The 19,466-nt window shown below is 37.1% G+C and carries 21 protein-coding genes; 6 read left to right on the top strand and 15 right to left on the bottom strand.

Translation table 11 applies throughout. The features are described 5' to 3' along the window. Nucleotides 1–3: 3 nt before the first annotated feature. Complete coding sequence (locus tag V6670_RS04535; protein WP_338652835.1) at nucleotides 4–1,050, bottom strand: SepM family pheromone-processing serine protease; 1,047 nt, start codon at nucleotides 1,048–1,050, stop codon at nucleotides 4–6. A 118-nt stretch (nucleotides 1,051–1,168) separates the two neighbouring features. Here V6670_RS04535 and V6670_RS04530 point away from each other — a divergent pair, with 118 nt between their 5' ends. Beyond that, complete coding sequence (locus V6670_RS04530; protein ID WP_338652833.1) at nucleotides 1,169–2,068, top strand: hypothetical protein; 900 nt, start codon at nucleotides 1,169–1,171, stop codon at nucleotides 2,066–2,068. A gap of 58 nt (nucleotides 2,069–2,126) precedes the next feature. Here the strand turns inward: V6670_RS04530 and coaD are convergent, their stop codons facing one another. The 3 genes from coaD to V6670_RS04515 form a co-directional block, all read right to left on the bottom strand. Beyond that, nucleotides 2,127–2,618 carry a pantetheine-phosphate adenylyltransferase gene (gene coaD, locus V6670_RS04525; protein ID WP_036125293.1) on the bottom strand — a complete coding sequence of 164 codons (492 nt, stop codon included), beginning with the start codon at nucleotides 2,616–2,618 and terminating at the stop codon, nucleotides 2,127–2,129. Between the two features lies 1 nt (nucleotide 2,619). Continuing rightward, nucleotides 2,620–3,186, bottom strand: coding sequence for a 16S rRNA (guanine(966)-N(2))-methyltransferase RsmD (rsmD, locus tag V6670_RS04520; protein ID WP_141903398.1), 567 nt, complete (start codon nucleotides 3,184–3,186; stop codon nucleotides 2,620–2,622). Between the two features lie 72 nt (nucleotides 3,187–3,258). Then, nucleotides 3,259–4,680: an RNA polymerase II gene (locus V6670_RS04515; protein ID WP_141903397.1), complete on the bottom strand. Its 1,422-nt coding sequence runs from the start codon at nucleotides 4,678–4,680 to the stop codon at nucleotides 3,259–3,261. A gap of 56 nt (nucleotides 4,681–4,736) precedes the next feature. Between V6670_RS04515 and V6670_RS04510 the strand changes: the two genes are divergently transcribed. Further along, nucleotides 4,737–5,126, top strand: coding sequence for a methylthioribose kinase (locus V6670_RS04510; RefSeq protein ID WP_141903396.1), 390 nt, complete (start codon nucleotides 4,737–4,739; stop codon nucleotides 5,124–5,126). Between the two features lie 2 nt (nucleotides 5,127–5,128). On the opposite strand, the gene V6670_RS04505 is transcribed toward V6670_RS04510, so the two are convergent. Continuing rightward, nucleotides 5,129–5,401 (bottom strand): YlbG family protein, encoded by a 273-nt coding sequence (locus V6670_RS04505; RefSeq protein WP_036125303.1) that lies wholly within the window; start codon nucleotides 5,399–5,401, stop codon nucleotides 5,129–5,131. Nucleotides 5,402–5,728: 327 nt separating this feature from the next. Between V6670_RS04505 and V6670_RS04500 the strand changes: the two genes are divergently transcribed. Further along, nucleotides 5,729–6,643 carry a glycerophosphodiester phosphodiesterase gene (locus tag V6670_RS04500; protein WP_141903395.1) on the top strand — a complete coding sequence of 305 codons (915 nt, stop codon included), beginning with the start codon at nucleotides 5,729–5,731 and terminating at the stop codon, nucleotides 6,641–6,643. Nucleotides 6,644–7,165: 522 nt separating this feature from the next. Here V6670_RS04500 and V6670_RS04495 read toward each other — a convergent pair. After that, complete coding sequence (locus V6670_RS04495; RefSeq protein WP_036125306.1) at nucleotides 7,166–7,612, bottom strand: YlbF family regulator; 447 nt, start codon at nucleotides 7,610–7,612, stop codon at nucleotides 7,166–7,168. Between the two features lie 90 nt (nucleotides 7,613–7,702). Here V6670_RS04495 and V6670_RS04490 point away from each other — a divergent pair, with 90 nt between their 5' ends. After that, nucleotides 7,703–8,200 (top strand): PaaI family thioesterase, encoded by a 498-nt coding sequence (locus V6670_RS04490; protein WP_338652827.1) that lies wholly within the window; start codon nucleotides 7,703–7,705, stop codon nucleotides 8,198–8,200. Here the strand turns inward: V6670_RS04490 and V6670_RS04485 are convergent. Together V6670_RS04485 and V6670_RS04480 are read right to left on the bottom strand one after the other, a co-directional pair. Continuing rightward, nucleotides 8,181–9,653, bottom strand: coding sequence for a UDP-N-acetylmuramoyl-L-alanyl-D-glutamate--2,6-diaminopimelate ligase (locus V6670_RS04485; RefSeq protein ID WP_036125315.1), 1,473 nt, complete (start codon nucleotides 9,651–9,653; stop codon nucleotides 8,181–8,183). The genes V6670_RS04490 and V6670_RS04485 overlap by 20 nt on opposite strands. 150 nt (nucleotides 9,654–9,803) lie before the next feature. Then, nucleotides 9,804–10,991 (bottom strand): CAP-associated domain-containing protein, encoded by a 1,188-nt coding sequence (locus tag V6670_RS04480; protein WP_338652825.1) that lies wholly within the window; start codon nucleotides 10,989–10,991, stop codon nucleotides 9,804–9,806. A gap of 147 nt (nucleotides 10,992–11,138) precedes the next feature. Between V6670_RS04480 and V6670_RS04475 the strand changes: the two genes are divergently transcribed. Further along, a complete protein-coding gene (locus V6670_RS04475) occupies nucleotides 11,139–11,540 on the top strand; it encodes a YugN family protein (RefSeq protein WP_141903391.1) in 402 nt (133 codons plus the stop codon). 147 nt (nucleotides 11,541–11,687) lie between these two features. Next, nucleotides 11,688–12,746 (top strand): sporulation integral membrane protein YtvI, encoded by a 1,059-nt coding sequence (gene ytvI, locus V6670_RS04470; protein WP_141903390.1) that lies wholly within the window; start codon nucleotides 11,688–11,690, stop codon nucleotides 12,744–12,746. 18 nt (nucleotides 12,747–12,764) lie between these two features. Here ytvI and V6670_RS04465 read toward each other — a convergent pair whose 3' ends face one another. From V6670_RS04465 to cyoE, 7 genes are all read right to left on the bottom strand, one after another. Then, entirely contained in the window at nucleotides 12,765–13,226 is a 462-nt protein-coding gene (locus V6670_RS04465) for a DUF420 domain-containing protein (protein WP_036125319.1), read from the bottom strand. A 40-nt stretch (nucleotides 13,227–13,266) separates the two neighbouring features. Further along, a complete protein-coding gene (gene ctaG, locus V6670_RS04460; protein WP_036125321.1) occupies nucleotides 13,267–14,190 on the bottom strand; it encodes a cytochrome c oxidase assembly factor CtaG in 924 nt (307 codons plus the stop codon). A gap of 181 nt (nucleotides 14,191–14,371) precedes the next feature. After that, nucleotides 14,372–14,716 carry a cytochrome C oxidase subunit IV family protein gene (locus tag V6670_RS04455; protein WP_036125323.1) on the bottom strand — a complete coding sequence of 115 codons (345 nt, stop codon included), beginning with the start codon at nucleotides 14,714–14,716 and terminating at the stop codon, nucleotides 14,372–14,374. Next, nucleotides 14,716–15,342 carry a cytochrome c oxidase subunit 3 gene (locus tag V6670_RS04450; RefSeq protein ID WP_036125326.1) on the bottom strand — a complete coding sequence of 209 codons (627 nt, stop codon included), beginning with the start codon at nucleotides 15,340–15,342 and terminating at the stop codon, nucleotides 14,716–14,718. The genes V6670_RS04455 and V6670_RS04450 overlap by 1 nt, the downstream gene beginning before the upstream one ends. After that, nucleotides 15,342–17,225, bottom strand: coding sequence for a cytochrome c oxidase subunit I (gene ctaD, locus V6670_RS04445; RefSeq protein ID WP_036125328.1), 1,884 nt, complete (start codon nucleotides 17,223–17,225; stop codon nucleotides 15,342–15,344). Before ctaD ends, V6670_RS04450 begins: the two co-directional genes overlap by 1 nt. Before the next feature lie 40 nt (nucleotides 17,226–17,265). Next, nucleotides 17,266–18,354 carry a cytochrome c oxidase subunit II gene (gene coxB, locus V6670_RS04440; protein WP_141903388.1) on the bottom strand — a complete coding sequence of 363 codons (1,089 nt, stop codon included), beginning with the start codon at nucleotides 18,352–18,354 and terminating at the stop codon, nucleotides 17,266–17,268. 99 nt (nucleotides 18,355–18,453) lie between these two features. After that, nucleotides 18,454–19,371 (bottom strand): heme o synthase, encoded by a 918-nt coding sequence (gene cyoE, locus V6670_RS04435; RefSeq protein ID WP_141903387.1) that lies wholly within the window; start codon nucleotides 19,369–19,371, stop codon nucleotides 18,454–18,456. Between the last annotated feature and the right edge of the window lie 95 nt (nucleotides 19,372–19,466).

The raw sequence follows: 19,466 nt of genomic DNA, 5'->3' as shown, positions 1-19,466 counted from the left end.
CTATCATTTCGGCTGTAGTTGTTTTAAATAGCTAATGGCATCGTCAACCGTTTTCACTGGAACGATTTTCATTTTAGTTTTGATCTCTTTGGCCGTTTTAACAGCCGTCAAATAGTTAGATTCTAGCTCTGGGTATTTCGCTTTCATTTCTTGAGAAATTTCATCATCAGGCGCGAAGAAGATTTCCATGTCGTCTCGATCAGCGGCAATGACCTTATAATCAATCCCGCCAATTCTACCAACTGATCCATCTACTAACATTTCACCCGTACCAGCAATAGCATAACCCTTTGTTAAATCTTCATCAAGAAGCTGGTCCAATATTTCAAGTGTAAACATCAAGCCAGCAGAAGGCCCTCCAATATCCTCTGTTTTCATCGTCACTTTTGGCATTGTTTCAATCGATTTACTTTCCGTATAAGAAATACCTAACCCTGCTCTATGTTCCTGTGTATTCGGAATCTCCTGTAAGGTAATCGTCTCCTGTTTTTGTTCTTCATTACGTATAAATTGTATTGTTACTTTATCTCCAAGCTGTTTAGGTTTTAAAAGGTCAACAAGCATTTGCTGGCTAGTTATTTTTTGACCGTCAACCTCGATAATTTCATCTCCAGCTTTTAAAATGCCATCAGACGCTCCTCCATCTAACACATTTAATATAAATACACCGTTAAAATGAATCTTAGTCTCTAATCCTGCTCTTTGGAAAGCTACATATTTCGCATTAAATTGGGAATCAGACATTAATTTTAACTGTCGAATATTATATTCCTCATCATCCTCTAAAGGATTGCGTACTTGTTCAATATCCATTAGCTTTTGATATTTTTGAACTTTAGCCCACAAATACGAAAATGGGGTGGCTTGCTGCATCGCGACAGTCATTAAGCTTAAAGACCCCACACTATCAGCCTCTTTGCTATCTACCGTCACAAATTTACTGACATCATATGCACTTCCAGGTTTCATAATATACGCGTCTAGTCGGTATAACATCATAAAACAAATCACGACTATTAACACTGCATAAATACCAATTTTTTTCTTCACTTGAAAACACCTCCTAGGACGCTTGCAAAACCATACGTTCATGTTTTTGCCTTTCTCACATATATTGATTTTAGCATTTGCCTATGTGAATGACAAAAAGTTGAAACGAGTTGATAACATGTTTGCTACAATTCAAATAGTGCTCTGCGTAATTCTAATTCTCTTACTCTTGTTATTCCCACAAACCGCTCATAGTGGTACTGATTTAGGCGTTAACCTTTTCATGGAAGCACTTTTTCCGTATTTATTGCCGTATCTAGTATTAACACAATGGCTTCTGCGTTTAACTGCCCCTATGCGTACTAAAACGAAAAGGGCCTCATTATACGTACAAGCCTACATTATTAGCGCACTTGGAGGCTATCCAACAGGGGCAACAACCATTGTTTATTTAAAAAATAGTGGTCAATTACACCCCAAAGAGGCAAATTTTCTACTAGCTGTTTGTCATGCACCAAGTCCACTGTTCGTTTTAGGTTTTGTAAGTCTTGATTTACTACACAGTAATACGTTTGGATGGTTGTTTTTATGTTTACTACATACGTTTAATATTTGTTGCTTAGTAATTGGCTACTACTTATTTCGTAAAACTGACCCACCCACTATTTCCGTACACAACACACCACTGTATAGTGCACCATTTTCAGAAAGTATTAAAGAAACAGCTCCAACAATTCTGTTAGTTGGTACAACCATCATCTTTTTCACAACCATTCAGACCATTGTCCAACAAGGGCTAGATCAACTAATCCCTAAACTTCCCTATACGATTGAACTTTCTCTTGCAGCTATTCTTGAGGTGACGAATGGTCTTAAAATGACCGTTACAGCCTTCCCAAATCTTCCACATATCACCTTACTAGTTGTCATTTTATTAACGATGCAAAGTATTAGTATTCACTTACAAATCTTCGTTATCGCAAAATCGGCAAAACTTTCTGTCAGACCCTATATCAAATTCCGCCTCCTTAGCATAATCATTGTTCCGACTATTTATGCTCTATTTTTTCTGAAATAATGATCGCTCTATGTACCAAAAAGAGGATGTCACTTTGCTTTTGACATCCTCTGCATAATTATTGAGCAAAATCATATTTATCTTGTAAAGCCTTTACGACACATGTAGGAACTAGCTCACTAACATCACTACCGTATTTCGCAACCTCTTTTACTATACTGGAACTTAGGAATGAATATTGGTTTTTCGTCATAATGAAAAATGTTTCGATTGTTTCATCTAGAAAACGGTTCATAGAGGTAATTTGCATTTCATATTCAAAGTCTGAAACAGCTCGTAAGCCACGTACAATGGCCTTCGCCTTTTTTTCTTTAGCATAGTCTATTAAAAGACCTGAAGAGCTTTCTATACGGACATTCGGTAATGCTTTTGTTACTTCAGCCATTAAGGCCATGCGTTCCTCTACAGAAAACAACGGATTCTTTGCTGAATTGTTTAATACTGCTACATATACGATGTCAAACACATCTGCCGCACGTTTGATAATATCAAGATGGCCGAATGTGACAGGGTCAAAACTTCCTGGAACTACAGCAATTTTCTCAGACAACTTATTCTCCCTCTTCCTCTGTACAGCGATAAACAGAAATAATTGTTCCGCCATATGTTTCTTGTCTTGTTAACACAAACTCACCAAAATTTCGAGGCAATTGTACCTCTTTCGCATGTTCACATAATATAATACCATCTCGTTGAACTTTATCATTGTCCACAAGAATCTGAACTAAATCATAGTATTCCTGTTGATGGTAAGGTGGATCTAAAAAGACATATTTAAACGTAAGATCACGTTTTAACAGCGCTTTCACAGCACGCTTTGCATCAATACGAAAAAGCTCTGTATCTTCTTCATAACGACATTTGTTTATATTTTCTTGTAGCACTTGGAATGCTTTTGCATCTTTTTCAATAAAGATTGCTTGCTCTGCCCCACGACTTAGTGATTCAATGCCCAAGCCTCCGCTTCCTGCAAACAGGTCAAGCGCGATTCCTCCATCAAAAAACGGACCTATAATATTAAAAATCGATTCCTTCACTTTGTCCGTTGTAGGTCTTGTCGTATTTCCAGCTATTGCTTTTAGCGGCATTCCTTTGCGCTCTCCTGCTACAACTCTCATAACAGCATATCACCGTACTTTCATCCATATAAAGTATTTTTGCAGCGAAAGGATGACCCTCCGCTGCAAAAGTTATTGTTGTTCTTGTGTTAATACTTGAATCCGCTCGTCCTTCTTTTGTAATTCAACTAGGAATAAACGTTGCAACCAAGCTTCTTCCACATAATAATGATCAGCAATTTTAATAATTGGCTCTGAAATTGTTGCATATCTTCGCTGATTAAATACATAGAAACCAGGCTCTTTCGGGAATCGGAATGTGCGATGCTCGCTATTTACGTAATAGCCATTCTTCCCTTCCTCAGCCGAATAGCCAAGATAAGGCAATAACGTATCTGCCGTATACAACACTTGACCTTCATATAGAATAACATGAACGTCTTCCTTTAATACATCATCCACATACACATCACGTGCATCCTCAAATAAGAGCGGATATGTTCCATCTTTCTGAGCTGCGTTTAATGTAAAATAAGATGTTTTCGCATCTAACGCTTGTGATAAATACTTGTCCAATGTATCAGGAGAAAGCGGTTCATCCCCAAGATTCTTCAGCTTTTCCTGCCAAGCTTGCTGTTGACTATCTGTCATATAGTCATTTAATGTCTTAACCATTTTCTTTGTTTTGTCTCCACCAATTGAATCGTTTACTAAATAGGATGCCACAACTTCGGGCAACCATTCTGGGGAATCTACAAATTTAAATTGTGATTTGATTTGTGATAAAATCACTTCCTGCTCAACGGCTTGTGCAGTAAGAGTTGGTAAAAATAACAATCTTTCATCATGAACTGTAACCGGACTTTTTTCTTGAATAATAGCAATATGCTCATCATTCAAAAACTGCAAGCTTTCTAATGATTTTAAGAAATCATTAGGAATTGACTGCTGTGCATAGATAGATAAAATCGGTGTTTGCTCTTGTACTTTAAGTTTACCAGCTTGCCAATAAAGATCTTGAACGGTACCGTTTCCTTTAAACATTGTGTAATTCACAAGAGAAAGTTGTTGTTGCCCTACTAAAGGTAAACCTGTAATCCACTGTCCATTCACTTTACTATCTGTAGAAATATGAACAATTGAATACGATGCTTCACCATTTATTAGTGTAGCAAAAACATTTTGAAGGAGCATCTTATTTTTTAAGCCACCCTCAATTGGAATTATGTATGACACAGATTGTGATTTCGTTTCCCCTTTGGCAAAATAAGAGACCTCATCTGATAAACGATCACAGCTATTTTCGCTCTCGATAAAACAACTAGGATTTGTCGCTTTTTCTGGCCATTTAATTTTCACCTTTTGATTTGGTAAATTTTTGAAATGCTGGCGAATATCTAAGCTATTTTCACGATAGACAATCTCTATTTCTTGAGAGTAATGAAAATCCCCTATGCCTGTTTCTAAATCGGATGAATACGCATGATATTGGAAAAATAACGTTCCTGTAATGATTAGTGCTAAAATAGAAAAAAAGCTTAATGCAAATTTCATGTGCTTGACCTCCCGCAGCATGATACTATGAGTATTGGAAAGGATGTGCAATTATTATGCCACAACAATTTATAGAATTAGGAGAAGGCTATGGTGATGTTTACGAGTTACTCGAAATTATCAAAACAAATCAGGAACGCTTTCATCAAGCCTTTATACTAACATCTACAAAAGAAGATAAAAAGGTGCTCTCATTAGCTGTAGCTCTCAAACCAGTTGGTGAAAGTAAGTTCATGCCTATCTATATTTGCCGAGAAGGCATCCCATATAATGAAGAACAACCAACAATGCGACAAAAAATGTTTGAAGCACAAATAGAACAACTAGATCGGAAAGCAGTTGTTGTAGAAATAAAGCACTCATCTATATTTTCGGAATCAAAACTATTTTATCAATACTTAATCGGTATATTAAGACTAAATAACTATATACCTGCATTGACGTAAGATTATAGACCTACTTTGTAGTCATATTCCTTTGCTTTATCTGGTTTTGCATTTTCATATTCAGTTTTCACAAATGGACGATAAGACTCCACAACGTCTTTCACAAATGGAAGGCGTTGTAGTTTTGTTGTCATCATATCAATGTCCTCACGATTACAGTAAAGCACTACGTATTTTTGCCTTCTTGAAATATAAAGAACATGACCATATTTCCGAAGAGATTTAGCATGTTTTAATTGATGGACGTAAACGATTAGCCCTTGTCGTTCGTTCATATTGGATTCCCTCATTTCTTACATAAAAGAATACCATAGACCGGAAAATGATAGCAACAGAGTTTAGCTGACAGAAAGCTCAATTTTCCGTTATAATGGAAAAGCATACTGCGAGAAACATCGTAGAGATATGAATTAGTTGTTTTCATGGAACATTTACGCCTCCGCGTAATAGCTCCGTATTTTTTTGCTTTTGCATATATTAGCATGAAAAAAGCATCATTCACTTCTACTAGCTATTAGTTTTAGTAGGCACTTTAATTATGAATACTGACAATGAATTCACCATTACTTTTTATATGAAGATAATTGTTAAGGAGGACGAATATGGGTAAGAAAACAAAAATTGCCCTTGCTATTGCTGCGGCAAGTGCAGCGGCTTGGGCAGGTAGTAAAGCTATTTCTAAACCACAGCAACGTGAAGGCAAACAAGCATTGCAATTTGATCGCCCCATCATTCTGGCGCATCGTGGCGGGGCTCTTTTAGCACCTGAGCATACAATGCTCGCATTTGAAAAAGCAGCACAGTTAGGAGTCGATGGCTTTGAAATCGATATCCGTTTAACAAAAGACGAGGAAATCATTGTTTTCCATGATGATACAGTTGATCGTACAACGGATGGCTATGGTCTCATTGCCGATATGACCTTAGCAGAAATCAATGCCTTAAACCACGGCTATCAATTTGAAGATTTGGATGGCGCTTTTCCATATCGAGAGGAAAAGATCAATGTAGTGACATTACGAGAGCTACTTGAAACTTATCCAAATATGCTCATCAATATTGATATTAAAGATGCTCCAGATACTTATGAGGGAAGTTTGATGCCTTCTAAACTCTGGCGCTTAATCGAAGAGCTAGGCGTTGAACATCGTGTCGTTGTGACAAGCTTCTATGGTGAGCAAATCGATCGTTTTAATTTATATGCCCAAAATCAAGTAGCACTTGGTGCCGGTGAATCAGATGTGAGAAAAGCATTTGCCTCCTTCTCAAGTCAATTTGGGCACTTATATCATCCGAAAGTTGATGTTTTCCAAATCCCACCTAAATCAGGCGTTATCGCATTAGATTCACCTAAATTTATTCAATTTTTGAATCATCTCAACATACCTGTCCACTATTGGACAATCAATGATATCGACACGATGAAAAAATTAATCCATAATGGCGCCAAGGGGATTATTACAGATCGCCCTGATATAGCTGCTGAATTATTACAGGAACAAGAGTCGTTATCATGATACGAACATAAAGGGGAAGGACACTAGTTACGTGCCTTCCCCTTCATTTGAATGTTCCACCTATATAATGAGCAGATATGGGCTTTTCTAATCTGATGGATTTCATGAGCAATAATATATTGAAGAATTACTGTATTCGTTTTCTTCCCCAGAGACCGTTACTAACTCGTCATGGTTCTCACGATAGCTCCTTAAAAATGGGCTAACTCCCTGTCTTAAATCTGAGGAAAGCCTCTAAATCTTAATAATCCTCAAATCTAGTATCCAATCCTTTTGACCTTGCATACCACGGATCCAACTAGACTATAATATAAAAGGATATTTGTAAGACCATCCAATAAAGCTGCTTGATTTAGAACCTTTTTAGCAGCCTACACAACTTTTTTCCTATCCTGTCACCAGGGATGACAGCCATTCAAGTATGTTTCCTCCTATCAATTGAAAAAAGACTGTAGACAACCTCCTGTGAATACTTGGAGTTGTCTACAGTCTAGAAGAGATGTGTAACATACACATCGTATTTTATGCTGAGCAAGAGCATGAGCCGCCCGAGCCACATCCTCCTCCGCAAGATGAACCAGATGCAAAGAATGGGTTACTAACAGGAACTTTTACAGCTTCAGAGACTGTTTTACCTATTAATAGGCTAATCTCATCGAGTAAATCCTGAAAATCGTTTTCAGCAATTTTTAAAGCTGAAACTTTTTCATTCAAGTCAAGTGCCCTTTTCTGTTGGCGAATTGACTTCATGATTGTATGGTAGTCTGGATGATATTTTCCGAAACGTTGTACATCTTCGTACTGCTCTTTCATGCGATTAAATGCGTAAATAGCTTCTACAATTTGTGCATCACTATAGACTGCATCATACGCTTGCTGTAGCGCAATCGCAGGTTCTGAGGAAAGAATCATCTCACAAAGCGCTTCGGTCTCATCCAAAATGAGTACCCAGTCAGAGGTCATCATCATTTTTAATTCCCCCAATCTCTCTCCCATCATAACAGATTTTATGGTAATTTTACATTATTGATACTTTTAATGAAAGAGGTTTGCCAATTAATGACAACATCTAAAGGACAGATAGAACAATTACTAGCTGAAATTTTACAAGAAAGTACTGAGGAAGATGAAGAAGTTTTATTACATCTTTTAAATGGGCTAAGGGAGAAGCAGCAAGGCATTCATCGTCGTTATCTTAATGCTGCCCTACATATGGTAGGTAAATTTGATCCTGAAATTAGTGAGGTTCGTATCCCTATTACACCAGTTATTCATAATACAATTAAGGTGCCTCATGGTGGCATTATTGCAACAATTGCCGATGCAGCTATGGGCGGGCTTGCTTCACGCTCTGTACCAGAGGGATATAATGTGGTTACAACGAATATGAATCTATCGTATATTGCCACAACAACGAGTAAAGAATTGATTGCGCGCGGTCGTTTTGTTCATAAAGGACGTCAAACACTCGTCATGGAATGTGATATCGAAGATGAGACAGGTCGCAAGCTGGCTATTGCTACAGGATCTTTCTTTGTTATTCAGCGTCGTCTGTAATGAGACTGGCAAAATAATCTTTGATGCATTGTTGATCGGAAAAAGGCAATTTTTGATTTTTAATTTGCTGTGTTTGTTCATGCCCTTTTCCGGCCACTAGGACAATATCGCCCTTTTTCGCCTTTGCTAACGCTTGATGGATAGCAAGCTTCCGATCTAAGTAAATTTCATAATATTGTTGCTCTGTAAAGCCTGCAATAATGCTTTCATTTATCACGATTGGATCTTCATCTCGTGGATTATCTGTTGTTAAATAAATAACGTCCGCGTATTTACTTGCTACTGCTCCCATGGCGAAGCGCTTCGCCTTATCACGATTTCCACCACAACTAAAAACAAGGTAAATTGTTTTGGAACGATTAAAGGTTTGTAAAACGGCTTGTAAGGCTTCTGCTGTATGCGCATAATCTACATAAACCTCTATACCCAAAGGATTATCAATCTTCTCAAGTCGCCCTTCTGGTAGTTTTAAGGACCACATATGACCAACTAGATCTTCCATCGGGACACCTAGGCGCCATATAGCCATTAAGGCAGCAATAGTATTTTGTACATGATATTTTCCGACAAAAGGGATTTCCACAATATGCTCACTCGCTGTTGTTTGTAAGCAAAGTACGGTTTTTCCAACTGTTTCACTGACAATTTGAATATGTAGATCATTGTGATTATCAAAGCCAAATGAACAGGATTTTTTCTTATCATAAATCCCTACAGAACGACAAAAGTTATCATCTCCATTTAATACTAACTTTTTGGATAAATCGGCTAATCTTTTTTTTGCACGTTTATATGCTTCTAAACCACCATGATCTTCTAAATGGTCTTCTGATAGATTTAAAAATACACCACAGTCAATATCGCAATGGTCGAGTCTATGCTGCTGTAAGCCCATTGAAGAGGCTTCTAGCACAACATGTGTAACCCCTTTTCGTACACATTGCTTTAATATCGGATGCAATTCTTTGGCCTGCAATGTTGTTAGTTGCTCGTAAGCCGTCTGTTGTTTCTCGCCATTGATGAAAAAGCCAACCGTTCCAATAACTGCTGCTTTTTTATGTAAGGCATTTAGAAGCTGACTAACAAAATGGCTCACCGTGGTCTTTCCATTTGTACCGGTAATGGCAATAACCGTTAAAGCCTCTGCTGGAAAAGCAGCGAGCTTCGCACTCGCATACGATAAAAATAATGCTGTATTCGGAACCCACACAAAAGGAATTTCTTTATCCATAATCGGCAAAGAAATACTCTCTTCCGAAACAATGGCAGCAGCCCCCCGTGCCAACGCTTCTTTAACAAAACGACTTCCTGATGTTTTTTTGCCCTTTCGTACAATAAAAATGTCGCCAGGTTGTACGGCCTGTGCATAATCTTCTACGCCTGTAATTTCTGTTCGAATGGATCCTCCTGTCACACTACATGGCCAATCTTTTAATAGCTCAGCTAGTTGCAAGCCTCATTCCCCCTTTCCGTTCTCTATCATATGACGGCGTTTGTAACGGTGTGACGAAAAGTGTAGAAGCCCACAGTGAAAGTACTACCTTATAAAAAAATAAAGACAAGCTCGGCTATTCGAACTTATCTTCAAACTGATATTCTGTTGTTAGAATGAGGAGGATTGCTCTGTATTCTCTACAGGGTCCTCACTATCTGGTTCTTTATTTCTCTGTTCTTCGTTATCCTGTTCTTCAATATTTTGTTTTTTTCTATCTTGCTCTTCACTATCCATCGTCTGTACAGTAGGCTCTATATAGATTTGCGTATAATAATCTACGAAAGCACCGGAACCAACGCGTGTATATTGATCATCCAATAACACCTTCCTATGTTCAGGCGAATTTGTCCAACCATGCATAGCTTCTATCGCATCAAAATAAGCAGTAGCAAGATTTTCATTCGCTACACTATAGTCGATATCATGTGCCTGTAATCTCTTTTTTAAATCTCCATTAGTTGGAGACTCATGTGATAAGAAATTTTGCACCTTCATATCTTCACTATGCATTTTTGCAGCTTCTTCTAATGATTCATCCATTGCTAAAGGTGGTAATTCATGATGTACCCTCGTAACATTTAAGAGATCATCAAGCTGTTTGGCGCTAGCTACATCGATTTCTTGCTGCAAAAATGAAGAAGGTGGCGTACGTCTCACTAATTCACCTTGATAACTCATTTCATATGGTTGATGAAGGACAAGTGTTTCACTGTCTGTATAACGTATTCCCTGTAGTTCACTTGTCTCCCTATCTATATAAAGCTGTGCGTAAAGGCCATCAAATTTGACAAGCAACCTTGTTTGCATATCTTCTTCACTCATCGAGAAAATGAAAATATTTTCTCCCACAGTGGCCGAAACCTCATAATCAATAATCGTCATACGGTATATTTCATCGCGTTTTTGTCCAACTTTAAAAGGAAATGCATCGATTTCTTGTCCAGCTATGTAAACTTGCGTTACAATATTATTTTCAACACCAATCATAAAAAACGTAGCAACATCTTTATTGTAGACCCACCATTGATAGCCAAATGAAGACGGTTCTTTTCTCGTTGGTTCCCCATATTGCTCTAAAACGGTTTGAATGCCTTTTCCTACCAAAGTTGATATGCCTGTTTGAGGACGTGTCATTGCTCCTACAGCAGACTGTTGCTTTAGTTGTGTTTGAGGGATTATATTAGAATTGGTATTTGGTCCTTCTAACGGCTCATTTTCCTTCGGGGTATTGAAAAACATAAAGCCAATTAATGCAATTGCGCCACAAACCATTAAAATGCGGAATAAAGCTTTCATACAGGACTCCTTTTCATCACCATTATTGTAAGTTATTATATCAATTGTAATTGGGTTGACACAATGTTGTCATTGCAACAATGTCGAATATGCTCTATTATAAAAATGAGCGTATACTTTGTACGAGAACCTAAAGGAGGACTATACATGTATTTTGAAAATACTAACCTTGAAAATTTAACAGCTGATCAAGAGCTAATTGTCAGCATTATGAAAAAGCATGGTTTAGAATGTGATGGCGGTTGGGATTACGAACGTATGACATTCGATAAACGTTTCGATACTCGTGAAGGTCGCTATTACCTACGCGTATTCGCATATGCCATTTCTGGTGATGTAGGTGCACACGATGCCATCCTTACGTTAATGAAACCAGCCCTAGGTAAATACTATTACCCACATGGTGTTGAATATGGGGATGATGAAGTTTACCCAGCACATCTTGTAAAAAAATGTGAAGAAATCTTAAAAAAGGTTAAATTAGAATTAGATCAATTCTCAATTGAGCCAACAAATAAAAATAACTTCGAACCTGTTAACGCACGCTAATCTTTATTAAACTAAAGTGACAGCAAGTATAGCGTAAGTAGCTTCATTTTATGAAAAGACTGGTGGTCCAGTCTTTTTTTATTTTGAGTAAAAAAATTTTTTCTCCTCATACTACCTATATCTATTACATGGATGTAGGTGAGAAAAATGTTATCTTTTTTTAATCGTCCTTTTTTTCGGCATCCCATAATCGTCATAGCGATTGGGCTTCTGCTTCTCTGGTTCATTTCTATATCGTTACCAATCCTCCTTGCCTACTTAACCGCGTTACTTTTAGAACCGATTATTGTTCGAATGAGCAAACGGTTTCGAAAAAAACGTAAAATAGTTGTTTTCATCTTTTTTTTATTTTTTCTCAGTATCTCTTTATTATTATGTACACTTATACTCTATATAAGCTGGAAACAATTTTCTTCTTTTATCATCGATATTCCTGAGTACCTTAATCAACTATCGGCCTTATGGATTCAAATGCAATCCAAGCTCAGTAACTACACCTATCATTTACCTGTAGAACTCGTTTTACAAATTCAATTCATGATTGAAAATGCTTTAGCCTCTATAGAAAAATTTGCCATATCCTTAACAAATGTGAATGTATTGTCTACTTTACTAACATATATCCCCTCCCTTTTATTTGATGTTTTTGTTTATTGGATTGTCTTGTATATGTTGCTCTTAGATTTGCCAGCCATTAATCGGAAATTATTAATGCCCTTTCCTTTTCACTATCATCAAAAAATCATTTTTATTGGGCAACGCGTTAAACTAGCCTTATTCGGCTTTTTAAAAGCACAATTGCTTGTTGGTGCTAGTATCTTTGCGATATCCTTCGCAGCATTTTATTATTTAAAAACGCCATTTCCCATACTGTTAGCTTTATCACTCGTTGTATTAGATTTTATCCCTTTTCTCGATTCATTTATCCTTTTAGTCCCATGGGCCATTTATCAAGTATTTGCAGGCGACTATATATATGCTGTCGTTCTAACGTTACTAAATGTGGGGCAATTTCTAGTCCGCAGAATGATTGAACCAAAAATTATTGGTGATAAAATTGGCCTTTCCTCCTTAAATACCTTCATTGCCATGTTTATCGGCTTTAAAATATTTGGTTTTCTTGGGATATTAATAGGCCCTTTACTTGTTGTAGTGATACTTTCTATATTTCAACCAACTACAAAAAATCTCCCACCTTTACAATAATAAAGAGGGAGATTTTTTTTAAAACCCTAAAATGGCTTTAATAACGGATGTTGTTTCACCTGGTTCAAATAAAATATATAGCAATAAATAAACAAGTACACCAGTGATGGCAACAAAGAACCAAATAATACTTGTGATTGGGCCAATACGTCTGTGTAACTTAATATTTGTTTTCAAACCCGAAATAATGCTAACGATACCAAACACGGCTCCAGATGTCGCCAAAATAATATGGAAAATCAAAAAGAACGTATAATATGGTTTTAAATGTTCTCCACCGCCAAAAGCCGTATTTCCAATAAAGATTGTACGGGATGCATAGATAATAAAGAATATAAGTGCCGCAACACCTGCAGCAAGCATTACTTTCTTATGCCCCTCTACATTTCTTTTTATAATTAAGCCCCATCCTATCGCTACTAGTACAGCACTAATTACGATAAATGATGTACTAATAGTAGGCAAAATTTGCAATTCCATTGTCAAAACCCCTTATACAAAGTAAATTTCTATATTACAATTAATGTTGCTGTTGACTTTCCCATTTTTTTTGGTGTGCAGCTAATGCATCAGCCGTAATTTTATCTGGATCTTTTTGTTCAGAACGATACCATCTCGTAAAGATTGTCCCAATTAATACACCAAAGATAAGCTCTTGTAAGATTTTCATTAATACGCCACCTAATTGCTGGTCTGCAACAGGTTTCATGTCTGTAAACAGCTCTGGTCCTGATAATGATAAGCCTGATAACGTAGAGGCTGGTACACACAGCTCCATTGCTTTTAACCATGCATCACCATTTGTATATGTCTCATACATTGCATTAGGAGCAAAAATGATTAATCCACAAGCAGGTGTAATTAACACAGCATTTGCAATAATATAGGCTAATTTATGCAAAGGCTTCATTTTAGCACTATTAGGCATATTTTGAATTAAAGGCCAGTACATAAAAATAGCAGAAAGAAATAATACAAATGTATAGGTACCATGTAATGTTTCATTTAATTTAATGTAATCTAATACTGAAGGCAAATGATAGAAGGAAAATAGACCAATAAACACAAAGACTGCAACAACTGGTAATGTCAGTACTTTAAACAATGTTCTAACAACTGGTGCTTCAATCGCAACCTTCCAAACCCACCAAGGGATTCCTTTAATTAAGAAAATCGGAACAAGCAATAATAAGATCGCCATTTGAACCATATGCATGGTAAACATAATATGAGCCATTAAATCAACTGGAGAACCTTTAATGATATAAATAGTAATCATGGCTAACACGAAATAAATGGCTTCTCCCTTTTTCAAAGGTTCACTTACTTTAAAATCATTACGCCACTTTACTGTGACTAAAAAATAGATAATCGTTATAAAAACAAGAACTCCTATTAAATAGGGGCTCCACAATGCTTGGAAACCAAATATACTAAGTGGCATATAGAACGCACTCCTTTAAACTTCAGTACTCCTATTATAAAACGCTTACAGCTATACTGCAATGAACGAAAGGTGAACAAATATTAAGTTTAACAGTGTTTGTCTCTTTTTGAAACCTTCATAACTTTAAAACATAAGAAAAAGCACGTTCGTACAAATAACGAACGTGCTCTTTTGGTGATTACCACCAAATGATTGTTAAAAATGCTAAGAAGAATGTAAATGCGATTAACATCCCCATCCACATGAAGAAACCAATAACACCACCAAAGTGTGTTTTTTTGTCCTCTAAGTGCATGAAAGAATAAAGCTGAAGTACAACTTGAACACCAGCCAATAATAATACGAATGGCATGATTAAGTATTTAGAAAAATCAGCTGCAACTACTGCGAATGCGATAAACGTAAAGAAAATCATGATCGCAAAGTTGATTACTTGTTTACGCATATGAACGGCATTATGATGACGATCATACTCATACTGTGCCTGTGACTTAGCAACTATAGGTGTATCGTGTGAAGACATTATCCGATCACTCCCATCAAGTAAACTACTGTAAAGATAAATACCCAAACAACGTCAATAAAGTGCCAATATAAAGCAGCTACGAAAAATTTAGGTGCATTGTACAAGTTTAAACCACGTTTCGCATTACGGATCATTAAAGTTGCAATCCATACAAGTCCTAAAGTTACGTGGAAACCGTGTGTACCAACTAAAGAATAGAACGCAGTTGCGAATGCAGATTGGTTAAATGTAAAACCAAGGTGCACATAGTGTTGGAATTCATAGATTTCAAGTGCTAAGAATCCAAGACCTAAAGCTAAAGTAATGGCTAACCAAGTTTGCATCCCTTTAAAGTTAAAGTTACGCATATGGTAAATTGCATAAACAGAAGTTAGTGATGATGTTAATAATAACATCGTCATAGCAAATGCTAATGGTAATTCAAATAAACCTTGAGTTGTGAACTCCATGCCAGCTGGCCCTTTGTTCTTAAGCGCTAAATAAGTAGCGAATAAACTTGCGAAAAGTACAACTTCACAGGCAAGGAAAATCCAGAAACCAACGACTTTATTTTTACCTTCCATCGTAGCTTGTTCAGGATGATCTGGCCAAGTATGAGGAGTAAATTTAGTATTGAAATCCATTATTTATTTCCTCCTTTGCCGTAAAGATGTTCTTCAATTTCAAGAATTTCTTCTTTGTGTAAGTGGAAACCATGATCGTCTTTAACTGAACGAACAATCATCGCCCCAAATGTAATAGCTAAACCAATGATTAATACATAGATAGACCATGGTTTATCTGCATCTGGATTGTAAAGTGCACCGAATGCTGCAATAAACATACCTAATGAAATAACGAATGGAATCGCTGAGTTATTTGGCATATGAATATCACCGATTGGCTCAGCAAATGTCACTTCTTTATTCCCTTCTTGTTTTTCAATCCACCATGGATCTAAACCACGTACAAGTGGCGTTTGACGGAAGTTGTAGAATGGAATTGGTTGTGGAATTGACCATTCTAAAGTACGTCCATCACCCCATGGGTCGCGACCTGCTGGTTTGCCCTTAATAGACATTAAGCAGTTGATTACCATTAAGATAACCCCTACACCCATCATTAATGCACCGATTGTAGAGATATAGTTGAACTGATCCCAACCTTGACCTTCCATATAAGTGAATACACGACGTGGCATACCCATTAAACCTAAGAAGTGTTGAACGAAGAACGTTAAATGGAATCCAATAAAGAATACCCAGAACGTAATTTTACCAAGCGTTTCGTTTAACATACGGTTGAAGAAAATTGGCCAGTAGAAGTGCGCTGAACCAAATAATGCTGTAACGATACCACCAACGATTACATAGTGGAAGTGAGCAACGATAAAGTAAGAATCGTGTAATTGATAGTCAAGAGGTGCAGATGCTTGCATTACCCCTGTAACACCACCCGCAACGAATGACGGAATGAAACCAAGTGCATAAAGCATTGGTGTTGTAACTTTAATAGATCCGCCCCAAATAGTTAAGATCCAGTTGAATACTTTCATACCTGTTGGAACCGCAATTGCCATTGTTGCAACAGCGAAGATTGCGTTTGCTGTTGGCCCAAGACCAACTGTAAACATATGGTGAGCCCAAACCATGAACCCTAGGAAACCAATTAAAATTGTTGCGAATACCATTGAAGAGTATCCGAATAAACGTTTACGAGAGAACGCTGGAATAATCTCGGAGAATAAACCGAACGCTGGTAATACTAAGATATAAACCTCTGGGTGTCCGAAGATCCAGAATAAGTGCTCCCAAATTACTGTGTTACCACCCATTGTATGGTCAAAGAAGTTACCACCGAACATACGGTCAAATAACATCATTAATAAACCAATTGTTAATGGAGGGAATGCGAATAAAATTAATGCACTTGATACAAGAGCTGTCCATGTGAATAATGGCATACGCATGAATGTCATACCAGGAGCACGCATTGTAATGATCGTAACGATGAAGTTAAGACCTGAAATTAATGTACCTGCCCCTGAAATTTGTAAACCAAGAACATAGAAGTCAATACCATGTCCTGGAGAATATAAAGATAATGATGCATAAGAAGTCCAGCCCGCATCAGGAGCGCCACCCATAAAGAATGACAGGTGAAGGAATACAGCACCTAGGAAGAATAACCAGAACCCTAAAGAGTTAAGGAACGGGAATGCAACGTCACGCGCACCAATTTGTAATGGTACAAGCATGTTCATAAATGCGAATAGTAATGGAGTAGCAGCTAGGAATAACATTGTTGTTCCGTGCATTGTTAATAATTCATTGAAAAAACCAGCTGACACGAAATCGTTATTTGGTTTCATTAACTGAATACGCATTAATAACGCTTCAAAACCAGCGATAGCGAAGAACAATGTACCGGCTAATAAATACATGACTGCTAACTTTTTATGGTCAACAGTAGTAATGTAATCCCAGACAGTTGCTCCAAAGCCCTTTTTCTGTGTGTATGAGCTCACAACTTTTACCTCCCTCAAAATTTGTTACATAGAACGAAATTTATTTTTCAACTGATAAGCCCATGATATAAGTTGCAAGAGCTTCAATTTCTTCATCAGATAAATCACCGTAAATAGGCGCAGTGCCTTCAGCGTTCATCATTAAGTTACCTGGTTTAAATTCCTCTGGGTTTTTAATCCAAGCTTTTAAGTTTTCTTCATTGTGTTCTAAGAAACCAGCAACACGGTTACGGTCACCAAACGTAGTTAGGTTTGGACCTGGTGTACCGCCTGCTCCTGAACCTGAGATAGCGTGACAGCCTAAGCAGCTGTTAGCAAAAGTTGCTTCACCAAGATCTGTTGAAGCTTTGTCAGCAATTTGTCCTTCTGTTGCTTTCATTGCATCAACCCATGCGTCAAATGCATCTGGGCTTAATGCTTTTACTTTAAAGTCCATTAATGCATGTGAAGGTCCACATAATTCAGCACATTTTCCATAAAATACGCCATCTTTAAGATCTTTAGATTCTTTATCAAATACTAAGTAGAATTTGTTTAAGTTTTCTACGTTTGTATCCATTTTACCGCCTACAGCAGGAATCCAGAATGAGTGCTTAACATCGGCAGCTTTTAAATTAAAGTAAACCTTTTCACCTGTTGGTACTACTAGCTCTTGAGCCGTTACGATACCTTGGTTAGGGTATTCGAATTCCCACCAGTATAATTTTGCTGTTACATTGATCGTTAGGGCAGTTTTATTCCCTTCTTCATCTACCTCATCCATTGCAGCAACATCTGCAAATTTATAAGTAGTTGTAACAACTGGTACAGCGATAATTAATAATAAAATAATCGGTATAACTGTCCAAATCACTTCTAATGTGTGACTACCCTCTACTTGCTTAGGGATAACATTTTCACCAACGCGTGAACGACGGTATTTTAGGAATGCAAGTAAATAAATAACGGATACGATTACTACTACTAGCGTCATAATTATAGTAGTTAACAGTAATAAATTTAATTGTTGTTTACCTACTTCTCCAGATGGTTTTAGTGTAGAAAGATAATCTTCACCACAACCTGAAAGGAAAACCATCATCACTGCTAGAAGTGAAAAAAGACGCCATTTTTTAAGCCCTTTCATCATGCTTAATTAAACCCCTCTTTCTTTGTTGTATTTTCATGTGTTCCTAGGACATTAGTTCTGTCTATATGAATTCTTTAAAAAAAGAAAGAATTCCTAACTTTAGCTAAACAGCGCAAATATTATGATGGCTACAAATAGTATGGTCATATGATTCAACGAATAAATAAACATTTTATTTGCCCACTTCATATCATCTTTTGTTGTAAAGCCTTTCAGAGCTAGTATTAACCAACCCAAATTCAATGCAGTGGCAAGAGTTAAAAAGCCAAGTCCAAGCTCTGGTAAAAGGAAAGGTAACGGTAATAATAAAAGAATCCAGAATAACATTGAGTACTTTGTACGTTTAAATCCCTTTACTACAGGTAGCATTGGTATTTTAGCTGCACGATATTCCTCCGTACGTTTCATAGCAAGCGCATAGAAATGTGGTGGCTGCCATGCAAACATAATAAGAAATAAGGCAAGTGCTCCTAGACCTAAAGCAGGTTCAACCGCTGCAAATCCAATAACAGGAGGTATAGCCCCTGAAATACTTCCTACAACCGTGTTACTAACATGCTTCCTCTTTGACCACATTGAATACAGAACGACATAAGCAAATATTCCTGCTAGTCCCCACATGCCGGCTGCAAACGATGCCGCAAATAACAAAATTTCACCTACAATTAAAAATGAGAGGGCAATGGTCAATACAAAATTCGGCTTGAATCTGCCAGTCACTGTCGGTCTTGCTTTTGTTCTTTTCATGATAGGATCAATATCCTGATCAATGAAGTTATTCATTGCACCTGAGCCACCAATGATTAATGCCGCACCCAGCATGGTGTAGAATATAACATCAAGCTCTTGCAAGAAATGTCTACTAGTAAACTGAAAAGCCAGCCACATCCCTGTAAACGTTGTGACAAGATTCGAGTTAACGATGCCAATTTTTATTAGTGCTAAGAAATCTTTTACAACAGATGTTGTTTCTGGGCCAGTATTTCTAGTAGCCGCCAGTGTACGACCGTTTGACATAATACCTCTCCTTTCATTTTTGTAAGCATATTCCGCTAACAATAACTATAGCGAAATTTGCGATTGATTTCTAGACATTAAGTGAAATTTAGATG

The organism is Lysinibacillus sp. Y5S-8 (assembly GCF_036894365.1).
GTDB classification, from domain to species: Bacteria; Bacillota; Bacilli; order Bacillales_A; family Planococcaceae; genus Lysinibacillus; species Lysinibacillus fusiformis_D.
Note: the sequence above shows the minus strand (reverse complement) of the source record. Positions and strands in the feature narration are given on the sequence as shown.